This is a genomic window from Enterobacter sp. HNDS-6, assembly GCF_039850505.1.
GTDB lineage: Bacteria > Pseudomonadota > Gammaproteobacteria > Enterobacterales > Enterobacteriaceae > Enterobacter > Enterobacter kobei.
The window spans coordinates 1934262-1956594 of record NZ_CP156673.1; the positions used below are offsets into that span (position 1 = coordinate 1934262).

21 protein-coding genes are annotated in these 22333 nt (G+C 53.9%); 14 read left to right on the forward strand and 7 right to left on the reverse strand.

Going from position 1 to position 22333, the window contains the following annotated elements:
- Nucleotide 1: 1 nt before the first annotated feature.
- The 6 genes from rbsK to kup all read right to left on the reverse strand — a co-directional run bounded on the left by rbsK (nt 2) and on the right by kup (nt 6953).
- A complete protein-coding gene (gene rbsK / locus ABFI50_RS09020) occupies nt 2-931 on the reverse strand; it encodes a ribokinase (RefSeq protein WP_014881870.1) in 930 nt (309 codons plus the stop codon).
- A gap of 106 nt (nt 932-1037) precedes the next feature.
- The gene (gene rbsB, locus ABFI50_RS09025; protein WP_014881871.1) at nt 1038-1928 is read right to left on the reverse strand and encodes a ribose ABC transporter substrate-binding protein RbsB; all 891 of its coding nucleotides are present in this window, start codon (nt 1926-1928) and stop codon (nt 1038-1040) included.
- 27 nt (nt 1929-1955) lie between these two features.
- Nucleotides 1956-2921 carry a ribose ABC transporter permease gene (gene rbsC / locus ABFI50_RS09030; RefSeq protein WP_014881872.1) on the reverse strand — a complete coding sequence of 322 codons (966 nt, stop codon included), beginning with the start codon at nt 2919-2921 and terminating at the stop codon, nt 1956-1958.
- 4 nt (nt 2922-2925) lie between these two features.
- The gene (gene rbsA, locus ABFI50_RS09035; protein WP_023336493.1) at nt 2926-4431 is read right to left on the reverse strand and encodes a ribose ABC transporter ATP-binding protein RbsA; all 1506 of its coding nucleotides are present in this window, start codon (nt 4429-4431) and stop codon (nt 2926-2928) included.
- Nucleotides 4432-4438: 7 nt separating this feature from the next.
- Entirely contained in the window at nt 4439-4858 is a 420-nt protein-coding gene (rbsD, locus tag ABFI50_RS09040; RefSeq protein WP_014881874.1) for a D-ribose pyranase, read from the reverse strand.
- Nucleotides 4859-5084: 226 nt separating this feature from the next.
- Nucleotides 5085-6953, reverse strand: a complete 1869-nt coding sequence (kup, locus tag ABFI50_RS09045; protein ID WP_014881875.1) for a low affinity potassium transporter Kup — start codon at nt 6951-6953, stop codon at nt 5085-5087.
- A 222-nt stretch (nt 6954-7175) separates the two neighbouring features.
- On the opposite strand from kup, the gene ravA reads away from it, so the two are divergent.
- A complete protein-coding gene (gene ravA / locus ABFI50_RS09050; RefSeq protein WP_248197494.1) occupies nt 7176-8672 on the forward strand; it encodes an ATPase RavA in 1497 nt (498 codons plus the stop codon).
- Complete coding sequence (gene viaA, locus ABFI50_RS09055) at nt 8666-10117, forward strand: ATPase RavA stimulator ViaA (RefSeq protein WP_023331651.1); 1452 nt, start codon at nt 8666-8668, stop codon at nt 10115-10117. Before ravA ends, viaA begins: the two co-directional genes overlap by 7 nt.
- Here viaA and asnA read toward each other — a convergent pair whose 3' ends face one another.
- Nucleotides 10118-11110 carry an aspartate--ammonia ligase gene (gene asnA / locus ABFI50_RS09060; RefSeq protein ID WP_014881878.1) on the reverse strand — a complete coding sequence of 331 codons (993 nt, stop codon included), beginning with the start codon at nt 11108-11110 and terminating at the stop codon, nt 10118-10120. It abuts the gene before it with no gap.
- A gap of 151 nt (nt 11111-11261) precedes the next feature.
- Between asnA and asnC the strand changes: the two genes are divergently transcribed.
- The 12 genes from asnC to atpD all read left to right on the forward strand — a co-directional run bounded on the left by asnC (nt 11262) and on the right by atpD (nt 22318).
- Nucleotides 11262-11720, forward strand: a complete 459-nt coding sequence (gene asnC / locus ABFI50_RS09065) for a transcriptional regulator AsnC (RefSeq protein ID WP_014881879.1) — start codon at nt 11262-11264, stop codon at nt 11718-11720.
- A gap of 90 nt (nt 11721-11810) precedes the next feature.
- Entirely contained in the window at nt 11811-12260 is a 450-nt protein-coding gene (mioC, locus tag ABFI50_RS09070) for an FMN-binding protein MioC (RefSeq protein WP_063434650.1), read from the forward strand.
- 374 nt (nt 12261-12634) lie between these two features.
- Nucleotides 12635-14524, forward strand: a complete 1890-nt coding sequence (gene mnmG, locus ABFI50_RS09075) for a tRNA uridine-5-carboxymethylaminomethyl(34) synthesis enzyme MnmG (protein ID WP_008500196.1) — start codon at nt 12635-12637, stop codon at nt 14522-14524.
- 107 nt (nt 14525-14631) lie between these two features.
- Nucleotides 14632-15258 carry a 16S rRNA (guanine(527)-N(7))-methyltransferase RsmG gene (gene rsmG / locus ABFI50_RS09080; RefSeq protein ID WP_347485884.1) on the forward strand — a complete coding sequence of 209 codons (627 nt, stop codon included), beginning with the start codon at nt 14632-14634 and terminating at the stop codon, nt 15256-15258.
- Between the two features lie 616 nt (nt 15259-15874).
- Nucleotides 15875-16255, forward strand: a complete 381-nt coding sequence (atpI, locus tag ABFI50_RS09085; RefSeq protein WP_008500194.1) for a F0F1 ATP synthase subunit I — start codon at nt 15875-15877, stop codon at nt 16253-16255.
- An 8-nt stretch (nt 16256-16263) separates the two neighbouring features.
- Nucleotides 16264-17079, forward strand: coding sequence for a F0F1 ATP synthase subunit A (gene atpB / locus ABFI50_RS09090; RefSeq protein ID WP_014881883.1), 816 nt, complete (start codon nt 16264-16266; stop codon nt 17077-17079).
- A 49-nt stretch (nt 17080-17128) separates the two neighbouring features.
- Nucleotides 17129-17368 (forward strand): F0F1 ATP synthase subunit C, encoded by a 240-nt coding sequence (gene atpE, locus ABFI50_RS09095; RefSeq protein WP_000429386.1) that lies wholly within the window; start codon nt 17129-17131, stop codon nt 17366-17368.
- 48 nt (nt 17369-17416) lie between these two features.
- A complete protein-coding gene (gene atpF / locus ABFI50_RS09100; protein ID WP_003862370.1) occupies nt 17417-17887 on the forward strand; it encodes a F0F1 ATP synthase subunit B in 471 nt (156 codons plus the stop codon).
- A gap of 14 nt (nt 17888-17901) precedes the next feature.
- Nucleotides 17902-18435 (forward strand): F0F1 ATP synthase subunit delta, encoded by a 534-nt coding sequence (atpH, locus tag ABFI50_RS09105; protein ID WP_008500192.1) that lies wholly within the window; start codon nt 17902-17904, stop codon nt 18433-18435.
- Nucleotides 18436-18447: 12 nt separating this feature from the next.
- Nucleotides 18448-19989 carry a F0F1 ATP synthase subunit alpha gene (gene atpA / locus ABFI50_RS09110; protein ID WP_003862367.1) on the forward strand — a complete coding sequence of 514 codons (1542 nt, stop codon included), beginning with the start codon at nt 18448-18450 and terminating at the stop codon, nt 19987-19989.
- A gap of 51 nt (nt 19990-20040) precedes the next feature.
- Nucleotides 20041-20904: a F0F1 ATP synthase subunit gamma gene (gene atpG, locus ABFI50_RS09115; protein ID WP_014881884.1), complete on the forward strand. Its 864-nt coding sequence runs from the start codon at nt 20041-20043 to the stop codon at nt 20902-20904.
- Nucleotides 20905-20935: 31 nt separating this feature from the next.
- Nucleotides 20936-22318 (forward strand): F0F1 ATP synthase subunit beta, encoded by a 1383-nt coding sequence (gene atpD, locus ABFI50_RS09120; protein WP_003862362.1) that lies wholly within the window; start codon nt 20936-20938, stop codon nt 22316-22318.
- Nucleotides 22319-22333: the final 15 nt, after the last annotated feature.

Here is a 22333-nt window from a genome sequence, read left to right on the forward strand (position 1 = left end):
GTTACCCCTGCTGACTTAAGAATTCATCGATCTCTTTGCGCCACGGTACGGAAGGCTGTGCCCCTTTACGCGTCACCGCAATTGCGGCGGCGGCATGCGCAAAGCGGATCGCATCATCCATCACTTTGCCTTCCAGCAGCGCCGTCACCAGCGCACCGTTAAAGGTATCGCCTGCGGCAATCGTATCAATGGCTTTAACCCTGAAGCCCGGCACGCGACGCCCTTCGCCGTTTACGCTTGCCCACACCCCACGGCTGCCAAGAGTAATGATAACGGTCCCGATGCCCTTTTCATGCAACACTTTCGCCGCACGCGCGGCATCATCATCATTTTCAACACGAATGCCCGTCAGCTTTTCCGCTTCGGTTTCGTTTGGCGTAATGATGTCCACCAGCGCCAACAACTCGTCTGATAATACACGGGCTGGAGCAGGGTTAAGTACGACAGTGGTATGATTTTCATGCGCAATTTTGGCGGCGGCCAGCACGCTTTCAACCGGTGACTCCAGCTGCATCAGCAGGGCTTCGGCTCCACCGATGAGTGCTCGTTGCGCTTCTACGCGCGCCGTCGTCAGCGCAGCGTTAGCACCCGCATGAATACCGATGACATTCTCACCTTCAGCGTTGACGAAAATCAGCGCCACGCCGGTAGACTCCCCCGCAACAACGCTGACCGGCGCGATATCAATATTATCGCTGGCCAGCTGTTTACGTACGCGCTCACCGGTATCGTCATCACCCGTGCAGGCGATAAACGCAATATTCGCCCCACTGCGTCCGGCGGCGACGGCCTGGTTTGCGCCCTTACCGCCAAATGCTACCTGGTAATGATTACCCGTGACGGTTTCGCCCGGTGCAGGGAATGATTCAAGGTTAAGAATGTGATCGGCATTGATACTGCCAAGGACGACGAGGTTACCTGCGGTTTTCATGGTTGGATTGTCCATCTGAGAGCGCCACCGGTGTTACCCGGTGGCGTATGCCACACTTTTCTTTATTGGTGTCCCTCAGGCAGCCAGCGACTGCCTGATTCGCCTTTTACTGCTTGATGACCAGCTTCAGGTCAACAGGGTATTTGGCCTGAACTTTTTCGCCCTTCAGCACTTTGTCGGCAGTTTGTACGCCAGTCGCGCCAATCTGCTCAGGCAGCTGAGCGATGGTCGCAGCCAGTTTGCCATCATTTACCGCTTTTTCACCATCCGGCGTACCGTCAAATCCGACAACCATCACATCAGATTTACCTGCAGTCTGCAGGGCACGCAGCGCACCCAGCGCCATCTCATCGTTCTGTGCAAACACAGCCTGCACGTCAGGATGTGCGGTCAGCAGGTTCTGCATAACGTTCAGACCTTTAGTACGGTCGAAGTCTGCTGGCTGGCTCGCCAGGACATTGAATTTGTGTGCAGCAACAGCCTGCTGGAAGCCTTCGCCACGCTCACGCGCTGCGGACGTCCCGGCAATACCCTGCAGTTCGATGACTTTGGCGCCTTCACCGGCTTTCTTCGCAATGTAATCACCGGCGATTTTACCGCCCAGCACGTTATCAGACGCGATGTGGCTGACTACATCGCCTTTGTTCGCCTGACGGTCCAGCGTGATCACCGGAATTTTCGCCTGGTTTGCCATTTTAACGGCGTTACCTACGGCGTCAGAATCGGTTGGGTTGATCAGCAGGATTTTGGTGCCACGAACGGTTAAGTCCTGAACGTTCGCCAGCTCTTTCGCCGGGTTGTTCTGAGAATCCAGCACGACCAGGTTGTAACCCAGCTTGTCAGCTTCTTTCTGCGCACCATCCTTCAGGGAGACGAAGAACGGGTTGTTCAGGGTAGAGACAACCAGCGCGATGGTGTCTTTCGCCATGGCGTTAGCACTTACGGTTGCGCTCAGCGCGACAGCGGAAACCAGGGTAGCCAGTTTTTTCATGTTCATATCTAAGATGTCCTGTAGTGTCGTCAGTTACTGTTTTTTGTTGTCTACCAGTACCGCCAGCAAAATCACCACTGCCTTAACGATCATCTGGTAATAGGAGGAAACACCTAACAAATTCAAACCATTATTCAGGAAACCGAGGATCAGTGCGCCGATCAATGTCCCAACAATGCGACCTTTACCGCCCGCCAGACTCGTACCGCCCAGAACCACCGCCGCGATGGCATCCAGTTCATAGCCCGTACCCGCCGTTGGCTGCGCAGAAGAAAGACGCGCCACTTCGATGATGCCCGCCAGAGAGGCCAGCAGGCCGCACAGGGAGTAAACGATAATTTTGACTTTATTGACGCTAATACCGGACAGACGCGTTGCCGCTTCGTTACCGCCCAGCGCATAAATGTAACGACCCAGACGGGTGTGATGCAGCATGTACCACGCCGCCAGGAAGACGATAGCCATGATCCAGACCGGCGTCGGGACGCCCAGCGGACGGCCAATACCGAACCAGCCAAACAGATCGGCATTATCCGTAAACCCGGTATTGACCGGGCTACCGTTGGTGTAGACCATGGTCACACCGCGCAGCAGCAGCATCATTACCAGCGTGGCGATAAACGCCTGAACACGCCCTTTTGCCACGATTACGCCGGTTACAGCGCCAATCGCCGCGCCTGCTGCCAGTGCAGCGGCAACCGCCACCAGCGCGTTGACTTCAATCCCGACAAGCGAAGCGGCGATCGCACCGGTGAGCGCCAGCAGGGAACCGACGGACAGATCGATACCCGAGGTCAAAATCACCAGCGTCATCCCGACCGCCATAATGGCGTTCACAGACGTCTGCTGCAGAATGTTGAAGAGGTTATTAACGGTGAAGAAATTCGGGCTCATGGTCGACACAATCGCGATCAGCACCAGCAGGGCAATCAGCGATTTTTGTTCCATCAGCCATGCCTTTGTGAAATAGCGGCGACCAGAAACAGCCTGGGTAGTCATCTTCTTACTCCTGATTCACGCGATTAAGCTTGCCCACAGCGGCAGCCATCAGAACTTCCTGGGTGGCCTGCTCGCGAGTGAATTCACCGCCGAGATGCCCTTCATGCATGACGATAATGCGATCGCTCATGCCTAATACTTCTGGCATCTCGGAAGAGACCAGAATGATGCTCAGCCCGTCGGCCTTGAACTGGTTAATCAGCTGATAGATCTCTTTCTTTGCGCCCACGTCTACGCCGCGGGTTGGCTCGTCGAGGATCAAGACTTTCGGGCGCGTCATCAGCCCGCGGGCAATCGCCACTTTCTGCTGATTACCACCGGACAACAGGCCAATCGCCTGCTCCATTGACGGCGTTTTGACGTTAAAAAGACGGATAAAATCACTGACCGCCTGCTGCTCGTCTTTATGCTTAAGGCTGCCGCCGCTGCGGCTGAAATAGCGCAGCGCGGTAAGCGACATGTTCTCTTTTACCGACATGCCCAGCACTAAACCGTCGCGCTTGCGGTCTTCAGAGATATAGACGATACCGTTCGCCAGTCCATCCTGCGGAGAGCGCGTCACCACTTCATGACCGTCGAGGGTGACATAACCGCTGGTGCGCGGCAGTGCGCCGTAGAGCACTTTCATCAGTTCGGTACGTCCCGCGCCCATCAGACCCGCGACACCGAGGATCTCACCCTGGCGCAGGGTAAAGGTCACATCGTGAACGCCCGGACCGCAGAGGTTATCCACCTTCAGGCGGATCTCACCCGGTGCTTTATCCAGACGCGGATACTGATCTTCCAGCTTACGTCCCACCATCATTTCGATGAGCGTATCTTCGGTCAGCGTCGCCACTTCGCGCTCGGCAATAAACTGCCCGTCGCGGAAGACGGTGACGTCATCGCAAATCTCGAAGATCTCTTTCATGCGGTGAGAAATATAGACAATCCCACGTCCCTGCGATTTCAGCTCGCGGATAACGCGGAACAGGGATTCGGTTTCGGTATCAGTCAGAGCGTCGGTCGGCTCATCCATGATGATGACTTTGGATTCAAAGCTCAGCACCTTCGCGATTTCCACCATCTGCTGATCGCCGATGGAGAGCTCGCCTACCAGACGGTCGCTCTTAAAGCGCAGGTTCAGCTTCGCGAGCAGCTTGTCCGCTTCGGCGTACATGGTTTTCCAGTCGATTTTGCCAAACCGGTTCACAAACTCACGGCCGAGGAAGATGTTCTCCGCAATGGTGAGCTGCGGGATGAGGTTTAGCTCCTGGTGGATGATACCGATACCCGCTTCCTGAGAAGATTTCGGGCCGTTAAAGGTGGTCTCTTTACCCAGCCAGAGCAGCGAACCGGCATCACGCTGGTAAATCCCGGTCAGCACTTTCATCATGGTGGATTTGCCCGCACCGTTTTCGCCCACCAGCGCCATCACGCGACCGGAGTAGACATTCAGCGCCGCACCGGAGAGGGCTTTTACGCCCGGGAACGATTTATCGATCCCCTTGAGTTGCAGTAATGCGTCCATGATGGCCTCAGAAGGTGACGCCAGCACAGAGAATGATATTCGCATACGGGGAACACTCCCCGCTGCGAATCACCGCCTGACTGTCTGCGGTTTGTTGTTTGAACTGCTCGTGCGTTGTGTAACGAATTTCTATGGTGTTTCCCTGGTGTTGCTGCAGTTGCTCAATAAACTTAAGCAACGTTTCGTGGAGTTGCGGATTATGTTGTTTGATTTCCGCCGCGAGAATGGCCGCCTCAACCTGCATCTCCGACGTCACCACATCCAGTACCTGCATAAACGAAGGAACTCCCTGCGTTAACGCCATATCAATACGGGTTGTGCTGCGCGGAACCGGTAAGCCTGCATCGCAAACCACCAGCGTATCGGTATGACCAAGACGGGAAATGACCGATGAGATTTCTGAGTTGAGAACTGTGCCTTTCTTCATTTTCTGCTCCACTAGCGAAACGTTTCGCTAAAAAGAGTGTAGCCGCAAGAGTGTTCAGAAAACCATCATGGCGTAACAGATTTGTGATCAACGTCGAAACGTTTCGCTAAGTGAAATAGAGGGGGAGGTAAATGCAAAACGGTAACCGTCAGGTTTCCGTTTTTTATGTTTGCGCCCTCTCCCAGTGGGAGAGGGTCGGGGTGAGGGCATCAGCCCGCAGAAGGACTTAAATCTCGACCTGCGTTCCCAGCTCAATCACGCGGTTAGGTGGGATCTCAAACTGGTCAGGCGCACGCAGAGCGTTACGCTGCAGGATAAGATAAAGCTTACCGCGCAGGCGCAGATACCAGGGACGCTTGCCGATAATCAGCGACTCGTGCGACATAAAGAAAGACGTCTCCATCATCCGGCAGCTTAACCCTTCAAGGCCGCAGCGGTGGAACACCTCTTCCACATTTGGCGTTTCGCGCCAGCCGTAACTCGCCACCACGCGCCAGAATGTCGGGGACAGCTGCTCGATTTGCACGCGACGCACGTTGTGAACATACGGCGCATCTTCGGTACGCAACGTCAGCAGGATCACGCGCTCGTGCAGAACCTTGTTGTGCTTGAGGTTATGCATCAGCGCGAACGGGATGACGTTCAGGGCACGAGACATATACACCGCCGTTCCCGGCACGCGCACCGGCGGGGATTTCTCCAGGGAAGCGATCATCGCCTCCAGAGAGTTACCGTGCTCATGCATACGACGCAGCAGACGGAAGCGCTCGCTCTTCCACGTGGTCATCACGATGAACATCACCAGACCCAGCGTCAGCGGCAGCCAGCCGCCGGAAACAATCTTGTCGAGGTTCGCAGAGAACAACGGTACGTCGATGCACAGGAAGCCCACCAGAATCATTGCCACAAGGAATTTATTCCAGTGCCAGTTTCGGTACGCCACGGTGGTGGAAAGAAGCGATGTCAGCACCATCGTACCGGTTACCGCAATACCGTACGCCGCCGCCAGGTTACTGGAGTGCTCAAAGCTCACGATAACAATCACAACCGCGAAATAGAGCAGCCAGTTAACGAACGGAATGTAGATCTGACCCGACTCCATCTCAGAAGTATGGATGATGCGCATTGGCGAGAGATACCCCAGACGCACAGCCTGGCGCGTCAGAGAGAACACCCCCGAAATCACCGCCTGAGAAGCAATGACGGTCGCCAGCGTCGCCAGAATCAGCATCGGTACCAGCGCCCAGTCAGGCGCCAGCAGGAAGAACGGGTTCTTAATCGCTTCCGGGTTCTTGAGTAGCAGCGCGCCCTGACCGAAGTAGTTCAGCACCAGCGACGGCAGCACCACAATAAACCATGCCACACGGATAGGCAGTTTCCCAAAGTGACCCATATCGGCATACAACGCCTCAACGCCAGTGATGGAGAGCACGACCGCGCCAAGCGCCACGAAGGAAACAACTTTATATTCGAGGAAGAAATGCACGGCCCAGTAAGGATTCAGGGCATGCAGCACTTCAGGGTTAGCAATAATGCTGCGCAAACCGAGGGCCGCGAGGATCAGGAACCAGGCCAGCATAATCGGCGCAAACAGTTTACCCACCAGCCCGGTACCGTGCTTCTGGATCGCAAACAGCAGCGTTAATACGATTATCGCCAGCGGAACCACCCACGTATCGAGCTGTGGCGCAATAATCTCCAGGCCCTCTATCGCCGAGAGGACCGAAATGGCGGGTGTGATAACCACCTCTCCGTAGAAGAAACTGCCGCCGATCAGGCCGATAATCACCAGCACGGACGTCATTCTGGCGGAGGTGTTGCGCCCGGCAAGGGACATCAGGGTCAGGATCCCGCCTTCGCCCGCGTTATCTGCACGCATAACGAAGGAGAGATATTTAACAGAAACAACCAGGATCAGCAGCCAGAAGATGAGTGACAAGAAGCCAAACACGGCATCACGCTCAACACCAAAGCCAAACTGGCCGGACAGACATTCACGAAGCGTATAAAGCGGGCTGGTACCGATATCACCGTAGACAACCCCGATCGCAGCAAGCGTTATTGCGGGTAATGATTGCTTATTATCAGTGCTCATAGACTAGTCTTTTCGTTTAAATAACAAATGTGTTCCCGGTCCCTTGGCCCACAAAAAGCGCACAGTATGCACGATTCGTTGCAAAATCGAACCCCTAAATGCAACCGCATTAATGTAGCGCAAAGAAAATTGCGCCGCACTTCAGCCTATTACCAGCTCTGACTGAAACGTCTATACTCGCTTCAATTGGCCGCCACGACGGCGAAAGGATGCAAAACTATTATGGCTCACTCACATTTATTAGCAGAAAGAATTTCCCGCCTCAGCAGTGCGCTAGAGAAAGGCCTTTTCGAGCGTAGCCACGCCATTCGCCTTTGCTTACTGGCAGCGTTGAGCGGTGAAAGCGTGTTTCTGCTGGGTCCGCCGGGCATTGCCAAAAGCCTGATCGCACGCCGCCTGAAGTTCGCTTTTCAGAATGCTCGCGCCTTTGAATATCTCATGACGCGCTTCTCCACCCCCGAAGAGGTTTTCGGTCCGCTCTCTATTCAAGCCCTCAAAGACGAGGGGCGTTATGAGCGTCTGACGGCGGGTTATCTTCCGGAAGCAGAAATTGTCTTTCTCGATGAGATCTGGAAAGCCGGCCCGGCAATCCTGAACACCCTGCTCACGGCGATTAACGAACGCCGGTTTCGCAACGGGGCCAGCGAAGAGAAAATCCCCATGCGTCTGCTGGTGGCCGCGTCAAACGAACTGCCCGAAGCCGACAGCAGCCTGGAAGCGCTGTATGACCGTATGCTGATCCGCCTGTGGCTCGATAAAGTCCAGGACAAGTCAAACTTCCGCTCTATGCTGGTCAGCCAGCAGGATGAGAACGAAAACCCGGTGGCGGCTTCTTTGCAGGTGACGGACGAGGAGTATCACCAGTGGCAGGAAGATATCGGCAAAATTAAACTGCCCGATGCCGTTTTTGAACTGATCTTCATGCTGCGCCAGCAGCTTGATTTACTCCCTTCCGCACCGTATGTCTCGGACCGTCGCTGGAAAAAGGCGATTCGTCTGCTCCAGGCAAGCGCCCTGTTCAGCGGTCGTGATGCCGTCGCGCCCCTCGATCTGATCCTGCTGAAAGACTGCCTCTGGCACGACGCAGAAGGCATGAACCTGATGCAGCAGCAGCTGGACGTATTGATGACCGGACACGCATGGGGGCAGCAGGCGATGCTCAACCAGCTGGGGGCGATTACTCAACGCCGCATCCAGCTCCAACAGCAGCAAAGTGATAAAACGGCGCTGAAAGTCAATCGTCTGGGCGGTATGTTCGCCCGCAAACCGCATTACGAACTCCCCGCCGATCTGACCGGTACGACGCTAACGCTGCTGCTCCAGCAGCCGCTCAAACTGCATGATATGCAGGTGGTACACATTACGGTTGAGCGCGAGGCGCTATCTCAGTGGCTCGACAAAGGCGGTGAGATCCGCGGAAAACTCAACGGCATCGGTTTCGCGCAGCCGCTCACGATGGAAGTAGACAGCAGCCAGCACCTGGTGATCCGCGACGTCAGCCTGCAGGGCTCGCGTCTTGCGCTTCCTGGCACCGCTTCTGACAGCGTGCCGGAAGAGATCAAACAGCAGCTGGACGCCCTGGATACCGAATGGCACCAGCAGCACACCCGCTTTAGCGAGCAGCAAAAATGCCTCTTTATTCATAGCGACTGGTTAGGTCGCATCGAAGCCAGCCTGCAGGATGTCAGCGCGCAGATCAAACAGGCGCGTCAATGCTAACGCTGGACACGCTCAACGTGATGCTGGCGGTCAGCGAGGAAGGGTTGATTGAGGAGGTGGTGATTACCCTTCTGGCGTCGCCGCAGCTGGCGGCGTTTTTTGAAAAATTCCCGAAGCTCAAAAAGGCGATGACCGACGATCTTCCGCGCTGGCGAGATAATCTGCGACAGCGATTCAAAGAGACTGAAGTTCCGCCGGAACTGACGGAGGAAGTCGCGGCCTATCAACAGTGTCAACGGCTCTCCACGACGCAGTTTATCGTCCAGCTCCCACAAACCCTGGCAGTACTCGATAACGTCCACTCTCCGTTTGCCAGCCAGGCCCGGGCGCTGGTCACGGATAACGCCACCTTTACCCCCGCACTGCATACTCTCTTTTTACAACGCTGGCGCCTCAGTCTGGTGGTTCAGGCCACAACGTTAAACCAGCAGTTGCTGGATGAAGAACGTGAACAGCTGCTCAGTGAAGTTCAGGAACGCATGACCTTAAGCGGTCAGCTTGAGCAGGTGCTGGTGGAAAATGAAAACGCCGCAGGACGTCTCTGGGACATGAGTGCCGGACAGCTCAAACGCGGAGATTACCAGTTGATCGTCAAATACGGCGATTTTCTGGCGCAGCAGCCGGAATTGATGAAGCTTGCTGAACAGCTGGGGCGCTCAAGGGAGGCAAAATCAGTTCCAAAGAAGGATGCCCCGATGGAAACCTTCCGCACCCTGGTGCGTGAACCGGCAACCGTGCCAGAACAGGTCGACGGGCTCCAGCAGAGCGATGACATTCTGCGCCTGCTGCCCACCGAACTGAGCACGCTGGGAATGACCGAGCTGGAGTATGAGTTCTACCGTCGGCTGGTGGAAAAACAGCTTCTTACCTACCGGCTGCACGGCGAAGCGTGGCGCGAGAAACTTAGCCAGCGTCCGGTCGTCCATCAGGATTTTGATGAACAGCCGCGCGGGCCGTTTATTGTTTGTGTGGATACGTCCGGTTCGATGGGCGGATTTAACGAACAGTGTGCAAAAGCGTTTTGCCTGGCACTGATGCGCGTGGCGCTCGCCGACCGCCGTCGCTGCTTCATCATGCTCTTCTCCAGCGAAGTCGTGGGTTATGAGCTGACGAACCAGCAGGGAATAGAGCAGGCAATCCGTTTTTTAAGCCAGCGTTTTCGCGGGGGCACTGACCTGGCCAGCTGCTTTCGCAGCATCGTTGAGCGGATGCAGGGGGGTGACTGGTACGACGCCGATGCGGTCGTCATTTCCGATTTTATAGCCCAGCGACTGCCGGATGATGTGGTTAATAAAGTGAAGGAGTTACAGCGGGTGCATCAGCACCGTTTTCACGCCGTCGCGATGTCCGCTCATGGTAAACCCGGCATCATGCGCATCTTCGATCATATCTGGCGCTTTGATACCGGGTTGCGTAGCCGCCTGCTCAGACGCTGGCAGCGTTAATTAAAGAAGAGATCCCACGCTGTCACGCACCTGCTGCGGCCAGACGCCACACTGTACCTGACCAATATGCGGCAGTTGCAGCAGCAGCATGGTCAGACGGGACTGGCCGATCCCTCCCCCGATGGTCTGCGGCATTTCGCCGCGCAGCAACGCCTGGTGCCACTCTAATTTGAGACGATCTTCGTCACCGGTCACCGCCAGCTGGCGTTTCAGCGCGTCGGCATCCACGCGGATCCCCATAGAGGAGAGCTCAAATGCATCTTCCAGTACCGGGTTCCAGACCAGGATATCGCCGTTCAGCCCGGCATAGTCGTGCTCGCCCGCGGTGCTCCAGTCATCATAATCCGGCGCACGGACGTCGTGGCGTTTGCCATCAGAGAGTTTGCCGCCAATGCCGATCAGGAATACTGCACCCAACTCTTTCGCGATCGCACGTTCACGGCCTTTGGCATCAAGATCCGGGAAACGGCTCAACAGTGCCTGGCTATGAACAAAGTGGATCGTTTCCGGCAGGAACGGTGCCAGACCAAACTCTTTGCTCACGGCCGCTTCAGTCGCTTTGATCCCGGCGTAGATCGCCTCAACGGTGGATTTCAGCGTGCCGAGGTGACGCTCGCCATCACCCATCACGCGCTCCCAGTCCCACTGGTCAACGTAAACAGAGTGAATAGGTGAGAGGCGGTCTTCATCGGGGCGAAGGGCTTTCATGTGCGTGTAAAGCCCTTCGCCCGCGCTGAAGTCGTGTTGTCCCAGGGTCTGACGCTTCCACTTCGCCAGGGAATGAACCACTTCGAACTGGGCATCTGGCAGTGTTTTCACTTTCACCTGTACCGCTTTTTCGCATCCAGACAAGTTATCCTGCGTCCCGTCGCCCACCCGGCTCAAAATTGGTGCCTGAACCTCAATCAGCCCAAGCTTCTCTTCCAGCTGGCGGGAAAAATGGGATTTAACGAAACTGATCTGGCGTTGTTTTGCGATGTAAGCGGTTTTCATTATTTATACTCCTGCGTCCTGTTGGTAATGATTAAGCAACAGAACCGGCACTTAATTCAATAACTCAACAACAAAAAGCCGACTTCACTTTTGAATCGATAAAATATGAGGCTAGAATAGAAAGAATCATCAATCTTCATAAGAAAAAGCTATGGAAAATTATCAGATCGACAATCTCGACCGCGGCATACTCGAGGCGTTAATGGCCAATGCCCGTACCGCCTACGCCGAACTGGCGAAACAGTTTGGTGTCAGCCCGGGAACCATTCACGTTCGCGTAGAGAAAATGAAGCAGGCGGGGATCATTACCGGCGCGCGCATTGACGTTAGCCCGAAGCAGCTGGGTTACGACGTCTGCTGCTTTATCGGCATCATTCTTAAAAGCGCAAAAGACTATCCTTCCGCCCTGGCCAGGCTCAATGCGCTGGATGAGGTCACCGAGGCGTACTACACCACGGGGCACTACAGCATCTTTATAAAAGTGATGTGCCGATCCATCGATGCCCTCCAGCAGGTACTTATCAACAAGATCCAAACAATTGATGAAATTCAGTCCACCGAGACACTGATCTCCCTGCAAAACCCGATCATGCGTACCATCCGCCCATGATCGGGCAAATTCATTCCCACATTTTCCACAGGTAGATCCCAGCTCGTTCACAGCGTACAATATCTCCCTCTTTATCTGAGCGAGCGATCAATGGCGGACATTACCCTTATCAGCGGCAGCACCCTCGGTGGTGCGGAATATGTAGCGGAACACCTGGCTGAGAAGCTGGAAGATGCGGGCTTTTCAACACAAACCCTGCACGGACCGCTGCTTGAAGATCTCCCGACTGACGGGGTCTGGCTGCTGATCACCTCCACGCATGGCGCGGGCGATCTGCCGGATAACCTGCAACCTTTATATGACGAACTGCTGGAACAGCAGCCTGACCTCTCAAAGGTCCGTTTTGGCGCTGTGGGGATCGGCAGTCGTGAATATGACACCTTTTGCGGGGCAATAGAGAAAGTCGAAGCTGTTGTCACCTCTTGCGGAGCAAAACAGCTGGGTGAAACACTCAAGATCAACATCCTCGATCATGATATTCCGGAGGATCCGGCCGAGATCTGGTTGGGTGAATGGAAAAATTTACTCAAAAACGATTAAAGATCGCGCGATCAGATGTGGATAACTCTGGTTAAAAGCTCGTATTAACCCGTAGTTATCCAAAGAACAACTGTTGTATCGTTTTTAGCCTGTGTATAAAGTCGCGATCTGATCCCAGCTTATACGGTCCAGGATCACCGATCATTCACAGCAAACGATCCTTCCTAACTGCATGATCTTATTTGCCGGATCGGACTTATCCACACAAGTACGCGATCCTAATAAGAGATCACAATAGAACAGATCTCTAAATAAAAAGATCTTCTTTTTAATAGCCCAGGATCCCAATGCTTTCTCGAAAGACTAAAGTTGAGTAGAATCCACGGCCCGGGCTTCAATCCATTTTCATACCGCTTTACGCGAGGCAGACCACCATGTTTTATCAGGATCCTTTTGACGTCATCATCATTGGCGGGGGTCACGCAGGCACTGAGGCCGCAATGGCCGCAGCGCGTATGGGTCAACAGACCCTGCTTTTGACACACAATATCGACACGCTGGGACAAATGTCCTGTAATCCGGCGATTGGCGGCATTGGGAAAGGACACCTGGTAAAAGAAGTGGATGCGCTTGGCGGCCTGATGGCGAAAGCGATCGATCATGCAGGCATCCAGTTTAGGATACTAAACGCGAGTAAAGGGCCGGCAGTGCGTGCCACTCGTGCACAGGCAGACCGCGTGCTTTATCGTCAGGCCGTACGTACCGCGCTGGAGAACCAGCCAAACCTGATGATCTTCCAGCAGGCGGTAGAAGATCTTATCGTTGAGAACGATCGCGTCGTGGGTGCTGTGACCCAGATGGGCCTTAAATTCCGCGCCAAAGCGGTGGTACTGACCGTCGGCACCTTCCTGGACGGGAAAATTCATATTGGTCTGGATAACTACAGCGGTGGCCGTGCAGGCGATCCGCCATCCATTCCGCTCTCTCGTCGTCTGCGTGAACTGCCACTGCGCGTAAGCCGCCTGAAGACTGGCACACCGCCACGTATTGACGCGCGCACCATTGATTTCAGCGTGCTTGCGCAACAGCACGGTGATAACCCGATGCCGGTCTTCTCGTTCATGGGCAATGCGGCGCAACATCCGCAGCAGGTACCGTGCTACATCACGCATACCAACGAAAAAACCCATGACGTGATCCGCAATAACCTCGATCGCAGCCCAATGTACGCCGGTGTGATCGAAGGGATCGGTCCGCGTTACTGCCCGTCGATCGAAGACAAAGTGATGCGCTTTGCCGATCGTAACCAGCACCAGATCTTCCTGGAGCCGGAAGGGCTGACCTCAAACGAAATTTATCCGAACGGTATCTCCACCAGCCTGCCGTTCGATGTGCAGATGCAGATTGTTCGCTCAATGCAGGGCATGGAGAATGCGAAAATCGTTCGCCCTGGCTACGCTATTGAGTACGATTTCTTCGACCCGCGTGACCTGAAGCCAACCCTGGAGAGCAAATTCATCCACGGTCTGTTCTTCGCGGGCCAGATTAACGGCACCACCGGTTACGAAGAAGCGGCTGCACAGGGTCTGCTGGCCGGTCTGAACGCTGCCCGTTTCTCTGCCGAAAAAGAGGGCTGGGCCCCGGCGCGTTCTCAGGCCTATCTGGGCGTACTGGTTGACGATCTCTGCACCCTGGGCACCAAAGAACCGTACCGTATGTTTACCTCTCGTGCGGAATATCGCCTGATGCTGCGCGAAGATAACGCCGACCTGCGTCTGACTGAAATGGGCCGCGAGCTGGGTCTGGTCGATGACGAACGCTGGGCACGCTTTAACGAGAAGCTGGAGCGCATTGAACAGGAACGTCAGCGTCTGAAAACCACGTGGGTTAATCCACAGGCGGAAACCGCTGCCGAAGTGAACGCTCACTTAACTGCGCCGCTCTCACGTGAAGCCAGCGGTGAAGATCTGCTGCGTCGTCCGGAAGTGACCTATGAGAATCTGGTGAAACTCACCGCGTTCGCCCCTGGTCTTGAAGATGCCGAAGCCGCTGAACAGGTCGAAATTCAGGTGAAGTACGAAGGCTATATCGCGCGCCAACAGGATGAGATTGAAAAACAGCAGCGTAACGAAAACACGTTGCTGCCGGAAATGCTGGACTACCGTCAGGTGACGGGGCTTTCCAACGAAGTGATCGCTAAGCTGAACGATCATAAACCGGTATCCATCGGCCAGGCATCACGTATCTCTGGCGTTACGCCCGCCGCGATTTCGATTCTGCTGGTGTGGTTGAAGAAACAGGGTATGCTGCGCCGCAGCGCGTAATGCCCAGAACATTGCCCGGTGGCGATGCGCTTACCGGGCCTACTGAACCCGTAGGGCGGGTAAGCGAAGCGCCACCCGCCACCTAAGTTTTCCAACAGGTATTCACCGTGCTCAACAAACTCTCTCGTCTGCTGGATCAGGCAGGTATTTCGCTCACCGATCACCAGAAAAACCAGCTGGTGGCCTATGTCGATATGCTGAACAAATGGAACAAAGCGTACAACCTGACGTCGGTACGCGACCCCAACGAGATGCTGGTACGCCATATTCTCGATAGCATCGTTGTGGCACCGTATCTGAAGGGTGAGCGTTTTATCGACGTTGGCACGGGGCCCGGTCTGCCAGGGGTTCCGCTGTCGATTGTCCGGCCGGAAAGTCATTTCACGCTGCTGGACAGCCTCGGTAAGCGCGTGCGCTTTTTACGACAGGTTCAGCATGAGCTGAAGCTTGAGAACATCACGCCCGTTCAAAGCAGGGTAGAGGCGTTTCCGGCAGAACCGCCGTTTGACGGTGTTATCAGCCGCGCCTTTGCTTCACTCAATGACATGGTGAGCTGGTGTAAACATTTGCCCGCAGAAGAGAAAGGGCGTTTCTATGCGCTGAAAGGACAACTGCCGGGTGATGAAATTGAACAGCTTCCGGACGATTTTGCCGTTGTATCCATCGAGAAATTAAACATTCCTCAGCTCGACGGTGAACGTCATCTGGTGATAATTAAGCCAAACAATTTTTAAAAAATTAATAAAAAATGTGGAATTTGTGCTGTTCTGGTGATGTTAAAAAACAGCACAACTCACATGGATTTACCCGTTAGCATTTAACCTCTTTTTTACCATGGTTTTTCTTATGGTTAACGTTGCGCCTATTATTCACCGTGAAGATAGTCAACTATGAAAATATCAGTCTGCTAAAAGTGGAAGACTGTAATCAGAGTGCGATGTTAATTATTTATTAAGAATGTCAATAAAAGGTTTTTATTGTGTACGGGGCTGTTTTGAAAATAGTTGCGATATTTTATCTTTGATTTCAGAAAGATACTCCTGTGCGATTTACGGCTTTGATAAATACAACCTTATCGCAAATGTGTGTTTTGTGATCTCGTGCACGCTTTGTAGTCAACGTTTTCGCGCTGTTTGCAGTTTTGCTCGAAGGTCGATGCTTTCAGCGAAAGTTGAAAAATAGCGGTGGGGAAAAATATTTAAACATTTATTCACCTTTTCGCTACTTAATGTTTGAAATCACGGGTACGCACCGTATAATTTGTCCGCTTTTTGATGCTTGACTCTGAGCCTTAAAGGACGTTTTATACGACACGCGGCATACCTCGAAGGGAGCAGGAGTAAAAACGTGATGTCTGTGTCGCTCTTGAGTAGAAACGTTGCTCGTAAGCTTCTGTTCATTCAGTTTCTGGCTGTGATAGCAAGTGGACTGCTGTTTAGCCTCAAAGACCCCTTCTGGGGCATCTCCGCCGTGTGCGGGGGTTTGGCAGTTGTGCTGCCAAACGTGTTGTTTATGATTTTTGCCTGGCGTCATCAGGCGCATACACCCGCCAAAGGCCGCGTGGCCTGGTCCTTCGCTCTTGGCGAAGTGTGTAAGGTGTTGCTGACCTTTGCTCTACTGGTGATGGCGCTGGCGGTTTTGAAAGTGGTCTTCATGCCGCTGATAGCAACGTGGGTTTTGGTGCTGGTGGTACAAGTTCTGGCTCCAGCTGTAATCAATAACAAAGGGTAAAAGGCATCATGGCTTCAGAAAATATGACGCCGCAGGATTACATAGGTCACCATCTGAATAACCTTCAGCTGGACCTGCGTACATTCTCGCTGGTGGATCCGCATAACCCCCCGGCCACCTTCTGGACGATCAACATCGACTCCATGTTCTTCTCGGTGGTGTTGGGTCTTCTGTTCCTGGCCATGTTCCGCAGCGTTGCTAAAAAGGCGACCAGCGGTGTTCCAGGGAAATTCCAGACATTCGTTGAAATGATCATCGGCTTCGTCCATGGCAGCGTGAAAGACATGTACCATGGTAAGAGCAAGCTGATTGCTCCGCTGGCCTTGACCGTGTTCGTTTGGGTCTTCCTGATGAACCTGATGGACCTGCTGCCAATTGACCTGCTGCCGTTCATCGGCGAGCACATCTTCGGCCTGCCTGCGCTGCGTGTTGTACCGTCTGCGGACGTGAACATCACTCTGTCGATGGCGCTGGGCGTGTTTATCCTGATTCTTTTCTACAGCATCAAAATGAAAGGCGTAAGCGGCTTTGTGAAAGAGCTTACCTTGCAGCCGTTCAACCACTGGGCGTTTATTCCGGTCAACCTGATCCTGGAAGGCGTTAGCCTACTGTCCAAACCTGTTTCACTGGGTCTGCGACTGTTCGGCAACATGTATGCGGGTGAGCTGATTTTCATTCTGATCGCGGGTCTTCTGCCGTGGTGGTCACAGTGGATTCTGAATGTGCCATGGGCCATTTTCCACATCCTGATCATTACGCTGCAAGCCTTTATCTTCATGGTTCTGACGATCGTCTATCTGTCGATGGCGTCTGAAGAGCACTGATTTTTTACCAACACTACTACGTTTTAATTGAAACAAACTGGAGACTGTCATGGAAAACCTGAATATGGATCTGCTGTACATGGCTGCCGCTGTGATGATGGGTCTGGCGGCTATCGGTGCTGCGATCGGTATCGGCATCCTCGGGGGCAAATTCCTGGAAGGCGCAGCGCGTCAACCTGATCTGATTCCTCTGCTGCGTACTCAGTTCTTTATCGTTATGGGTCTGGTGGATGCTATCCCAATGATCGCTGTAGGTCTGGGTCTGTACGTGATGTTTGCTGTCGCGTAGTAGTTGTTTTAAAACCCCAAGCCACAGAAATTTAAGAGGTATTGTGCTGTGAACATGAACGCAACAATCCTCGGCCAGGCCATCGCGTTTATTCTCTTTGTCTGGTTCTGCATGAAGTATGTATGGCCGCCTTTAATGGCTGCCATCGAAAAACGTCAGAAAGAAATTGCTGACGGTCTGGCTTCTGCAGAACGCGCTAAGAAAGATTTGGACCTTGCACAGGCCAACGCGACAGACCAGCTGAAAAAAGCGAAAGCGGAAGCTCAGGTCATCATCGAACAGGCTAACAAACGCCGTTCGCAGATCCTGGACGAAGCCAAAGCTGAAGCAGAACAGGAACGTACTAAGATCGTGACACAGGCTCAGGCTGAAATTGAAGCTGAGCGTAAACGTGCTCGTGAAGAACTGCGTAAGCAGGTTGCGATTCTGGCTGTTGCTGGCGCCGAGAAGATCATCGAACGTTCCGTGGATGAAGCTGCTAACAGCGACATCGTGGACAAACTTGTCGCTGAACTGTAAGGAGGGAGGGGCTGATGTCTGAATTTGTTACGGTAGCTCGCCCCTACGCCAAAGCAGCTTTTGACTTTGCTATCGAACACCAAAATGTCGATCGCTGGCAGAATATGCTGGCGTTTGCCGCTGAGGTGACGAAAAACGAACAAATGGCCGAGTTGCTTTCCGGTGCGTTAGCGCCTGAAACTCTCGCCGCGTCGTTTATCGCCGTGTGCGGAGAGCAACTGGATGCCAACGGCCAGAACCTGATTAAGGTGATGGCAGAAAATGGTCGTCTCCGTGTGCTCCCGGATGTTCTCGAGCAGTTTGAGCACTTACGTGCCCTTAGTGAAGCAACAGCTGAAGTCGAAGTGACTTCAGCGACTGAACTGAGTGATGAACAGCTTGCGAAAATCACCGCCGCGATGGAAAAACGTCTGTCACGCAAAGTTAAGCTGAATTGCAAAATCGATAAGTCTGTAATGGCAGGCGTAATCATCCGCTCGGGTGATATGGTCATTGATGGCAGCGTACGCGGCCGTCTTGAACGCCTTGCAGACGTCTTGCAGTCTTAAGGGGACTGGAGCATGCAACTGAATTCCACCGAAATCAGCGAACTGATCAAGCAGCGCATTGCTCAGTTCAATGTTGTGAGCGAAGCTCACAATGAAGGTACTATTGTTTCTGTAAGTGACGGTGTTATCCGCATCCACGGCCTGGCCGATTGTATGCAGGGTGAGATGATTTCCCTGCCGGGTAACCGTTACGCTATCGCACTGAACCTGGAGCGCGACTCCGTAGGTGCGGTTGTGATGGGTCCATACGCTGACCTCGCCGAAGGCATGAAGGTTAAGTGTACTGGCCGTATTCTGGAAGTGCCGGTTGGCCGTGGCCTGCTGGGCCGCGTTGTTAACACCCTGGGTGCGCCAATCGACGGTAAAGGTCCGGTTGAGCACGATGGCTTCTCTCCAATCGAAGTTATCGCACCAGGAGTTATCGATCGTCAGTCCGTCGATCAGCCTGTTCAGACAGGCTATAAGTCTGTTGACGCCATGATCCCAATCGGTCGTGGTCAGCGTGAACTGATCATCGGTGACCGTCAGACCGGTAAAACCGCGATGGCAATCGACGCCATCATCAACCAGCGTGACTCCGGCATCAAATGTGTGTACGTGGCCATCGGCCAGAAAGCGTCCACCATTTCTAACGTGGTTCGTAAACTGGAAGAGCACGGCGCGCTGTCTAACACCATCGTGGTTGTGGCTACCGCTTCTGAATCTGCTGCACTGCAATACCTGGCGCCATACGCGGGTTGCGCAATGGGCGAATACTTCCGTGACCGCGGTGAAGATGCACTGATCGTATACGATGACCTGTCTAAACAGGCTGTTGCTTATCGTCAGGTTTCCCTGCTGCTCCGTCGTCCACCAGGACGTGAAGCATTCCCGGGCGACGTATTCTACCTCCACTCTCGTCTGCTGGAGCGTGCTTCCCGCGTTAACGCGGAATACGTCGAGAACTTCACCAAAGGTGAAGTGAAGGGTAAAACGGGCTCTCTGACCGCACTGCCGATCATTGAAACCCAGGCGGGTGACGTTTCTGCGTTCGTTCCGACCAACGTAATTTCCATTACCGATGGTCAGATCTTCCTGGAAACCAACCTGTTTAACTCCGGTATTCGTCCGGCGGTTAACCCGGGTATCTCCGTATCCCGTGTTGGTGGTGCTGCTCAGACCAAGATCATCAAGAAACTGTCCGGTGGTATCCGTACCGCGCTGGCACAGTATCGTGAACTGGCTGCGTTCTCTCAGTTCGCATCCGATCTGGACGAAGCAACCCGTAAACAGCTGAGCCACGGTCAGAAAGTGACCGAGCTGCTGAAGCAGAAACAGTACGCACCAATGTCTGTTGCTCAGCAGGGCCTGGTACTGTTCGCGGCTGAACGCGGTTACCTCGAAGATGTGGAACTGGCGAAAATCGGTAGCTTCGAAGCCGCTCTGCTGGCTTACGTCGACCGTGATCACGCTCCGCTGATGCAAGAGATCAACCAGACCGGTGGCTATAACGACGAAATCGAAGGCAAGCTGAAAGCTATCCTCGATTCCTTCAAAGCAACCCAATCCTGGTAATCGTCCGGCGGCTTGTCTCAGGACAAGCCGCCTGGCATTGAGGAGAAGCTCATGGCCGGCGCAAAAGAGATACGTAGTAAGATCGCAAGCGTCCAGAACACGCAAAAGATCACTAAAGCGATGGAGATGGTCGCCGCTTCCAAAATGCGTAAATCGCAGGATCGCATGGCGGCCAGCCGTCCTTATGCAGAGACCATGCGCAAAGTGATTGGTCACCTTGCAAACGGTAATCTGGAATACAAGCACCCTTACCTGGAAGAACGCGACGTTAAGCGCGTGGGCTACCTGGTGGTGTCGACTGACCGTGGTCTGTGTGGCGGCTTGAACATTAACCTGTTCAAAAAACTGCTGGCGGATATGAAAGGCTGGTCCGATAAAGGCGTTCAGTGCGATCTGGCACTGATTGGCTCTAAAGGCGTCTCTTTCTTTAACTCCGTTGGTGGCAACATTGTCGCTCAGGTGACCGGTATGGGTGATAACCCGTCCCTGTCCGAACTGATCGGCCCGGTTAAAGTGATGTTGCAGGCCTATGATGAAGGCCGTCTGGACAGACTGTACGTTGTCAGCAACAAATTTATTAACACCATGTCTCAGGTGCCAACGATCACTCAGATGCTGCCTTTACCGGCATCAGAAGATGACGAGTTGAAGCAGAAAGCCTGGGATTACCTGTATGAACCCGATCCGAAACCGCTGCTGGATACCCTGCTGCGTCGTTACGTTGAATCTCAGGTTTATCAGGGCGTTGTAGAAAACCTGGCCAGCGAGCAGGCCGCACGAATGGTGGCGATGAAAGCCGCGACCGATAATGGCGGCAGCCTGATTAAAGAGCTGCAGTTGGTTTACAACAAAGCTCGTCAGGCCAGCATTACTCAGGAACTCACCGAGATTGTCTCGGGGGCCGCCGCGGTTTAACCAGGTTTACGAATTACGTAGAGGATTCAAGATGGCTACTGGAAAGATTGTCCAGGTAATCGGCGCCGTGGTGGACGTCGAGTTCCCTCAGGACGCCGTACCACGCGTGTACGACGCGCTTGAGGTACAGAATGGTAACGAGAGCCTGGTGCTGGAAGTTCAGCAGCAGCTCGGCGGCGGTATCGTGCGTACCATCGCGATGGGTTCTTCCGACGGTCTGCGTCGTGGTCTGGAAGTGAAAGACCTTGAGCACCCGATCGAAGTGCCTGTAGGTAAAGCAACACTGGGTCGTATCATGAACGTATTGGGTCAGCCAATCGACATGAAAGGCGACATCGGTGAAGAAGAGCGTTGGGCTATCCACCGCGCGGCACCTTCCTACGAAGAGCTGTCAAGCTCTCAGGAACTGCTGGAAACCGGCATCAAAGTTATCGACCTGATGTGTCCGTTTGCGAAGGGCGGTAAAGTTGGTCTGTTCGGTGGTGCGGGTGTAGGTAAAACCGTAAACATGATGGAGCTGATCCGTAACATCGCGATCGAGCACTCCGGTTACTCTGTGTTTGCGGGCGTAGGTGAACGTACTCGTGAGGGTAACGACTTCTACCACGAAATGACCGACTCCAACGTTCTGGACAAAGTATCCCTGGTTTACGGCCAGATGAACGAGCCACCTGGAAACCGTCTGCGCGTTGCGCTGACTGGTCTGACGATGGCTGAGAAGTTCCGTGACGAAGGCCGTGACGTTCTGCTGTTCGTTGATAACATCTATCGTTACACCCTGGCCGGTACTGAAGTATCTGCACTGCTGGGTCGTATGCCTTCAGCGGTAGGTTATCAGCCTACGTTGGCGGAAGAGATGGGTGTTCTTCAGGAACGTATCACCTCTACCAAAACCGGTTCTATCACCTCCGTTCAGGCGGTATACGTACCTGCGGATGACTTGACTGACCCATCACCAGCCACCACCTTTGCGCACTTAGATGCAACCGTGGTACTGAGCCGTCAGATCGCGTCTCTGGGTATCTACCCGGCCGTTGACCCGCTGGACTCCACCAGCCGTCAGCTGGATCCACTGGTTGTGGGTCAGGAACACTACGACACCGCGCGTGGCGTACAGTCCCTGCTGCAGCGTTACCAGGAACTGAAAGACATCATCGCCATCCTGGGTATGGATGAGCTGTCAGAAGAAGACAAACTGGTGGTAGCACGTGCGCGTAAGATCCAGCGCTTCCTGTCCCAGCCGTTCTTCGTTGCGGAAGTATTCACCGGTTCTCCGGGTAAATACGTTTCCCTGAAAGACACCATCCGTGGCTTTAAAGGCATCATGGAAGGCGAATACGATCACCTGCCAGAGCAGGCGTTCTACATGGTTGGTTCCATCGAAGAAGCAGTGGAAAAAGCCAAAAAACTTTAACGCCTTAATCGGAGG

Coding starts and splice junctions, on each gene's coding strand:
- rbsA (WP_023336493.1), bottom strand. CDS start 4,431: ATGGACGCATTACTGCAACTCAAGGGGATCGATAAATCGTTCCCGGGC.
- kup (WP_014881875.1), bottom strand. CDS start 6,953: ATGAGCACTGATAATAAGCAATCATTACCCGCAATAACGCTTGCTGCG.
- ravA (WP_248197494.1), top strand. CDS start 7,176: ATGGCTCACTCACATTTATTAGCAGAAAGAATTTCCCGCCTCAGCAGT.
- mioC (WP_063434650.1), top strand. CDS start 11,811: ATGGCGGACATTACCCTTATCAGCGGCAGCACCCTCGGTGGTGCGGAA.
- atpE (WP_000429386.1), top strand. CDS start 17,129: ATGGAAAACCTGAATATGGATCTGCTGTACATGGCTGCCGCTGTGATG.
- rbsC (WP_014881872.1), bottom strand. CDS start 2,921: ATGACTACCCAGGCTGTTTCTGGTCGCCGCTATTTCACAAAGGCATGG.
- rbsB (WP_014881871.1), bottom strand. CDS start 1,928: ATGAACATGAAAAAACTGGCTACCCTGGTTTCCGCTGTCGCGCTGAGC.
- rbsK (WP_014881870.1), bottom strand. CDS start 931: ATGAAAACCGCAGGTAACCTCGTCGTCCTTGGCAGTATCAATGCCGAT.
- rbsD (WP_014881874.1), bottom strand. CDS start 4,858: ATGAAGAAAGGCACAGTTCTCAACTCAGAAATCTCATCGGTCATTTCC.
- atpG (WP_014881884.1), top strand. CDS start 20,041: ATGGCCGGCGCAAAAGAGATACGTAGTAAGATCGCAAGCGTCCAGAAC.
- mnmG (WP_008500196.1), top strand. CDS start 12,635: ATGTTTTATCAGGATCCTTTTGACGTCATCATCATTGGCGGGGGTCAC.
- atpB (WP_014881883.1), top strand. CDS start 16,264: ATGGCTTCAGAAAATATGACGCCGCAGGATTACATAGGTCACCATCTG.
- atpI (WP_008500194.1), top strand. CDS start 15,875: ATGTCTGTGTCGCTCTTGAGTAGAAACGTTGCTCGTAAGCTTCTGTTC.
- asnC (WP_014881879.1), top strand. CDS start 11,262: ATGGAAAATTATCAGATCGACAATCTCGACCGCGGCATACTCGAGGCG.
- atpA (WP_003862367.1), top strand. CDS start 18,448: ATGCAACTGAATTCCACCGAAATCAGCGAACTGATCAAGCAGCGCATT.
- atpH (WP_008500192.1), top strand. CDS start 17,902: ATGTCTGAATTTGTTACGGTAGCTCGCCCCTACGCCAAAGCAGCTTTT.
- atpD (WP_003862362.1), top strand. CDS start 20,936: ATGGCTACTGGAAAGATTGTCCAGGTAATCGGCGCCGTGGTGGACGTC.
- viaA (WP_023331651.1), top strand. CDS start 8,666: ATGCTAACGCTGGACACGCTCAACGTGATGCTGGCGGTCAGCGAGGAA.
- asnA (WP_014881878.1), bottom strand. CDS start 11,110: ATGAAAACCGCTTACATCGCAAAACAACGCCAGATCAGTTTCGTTAAA.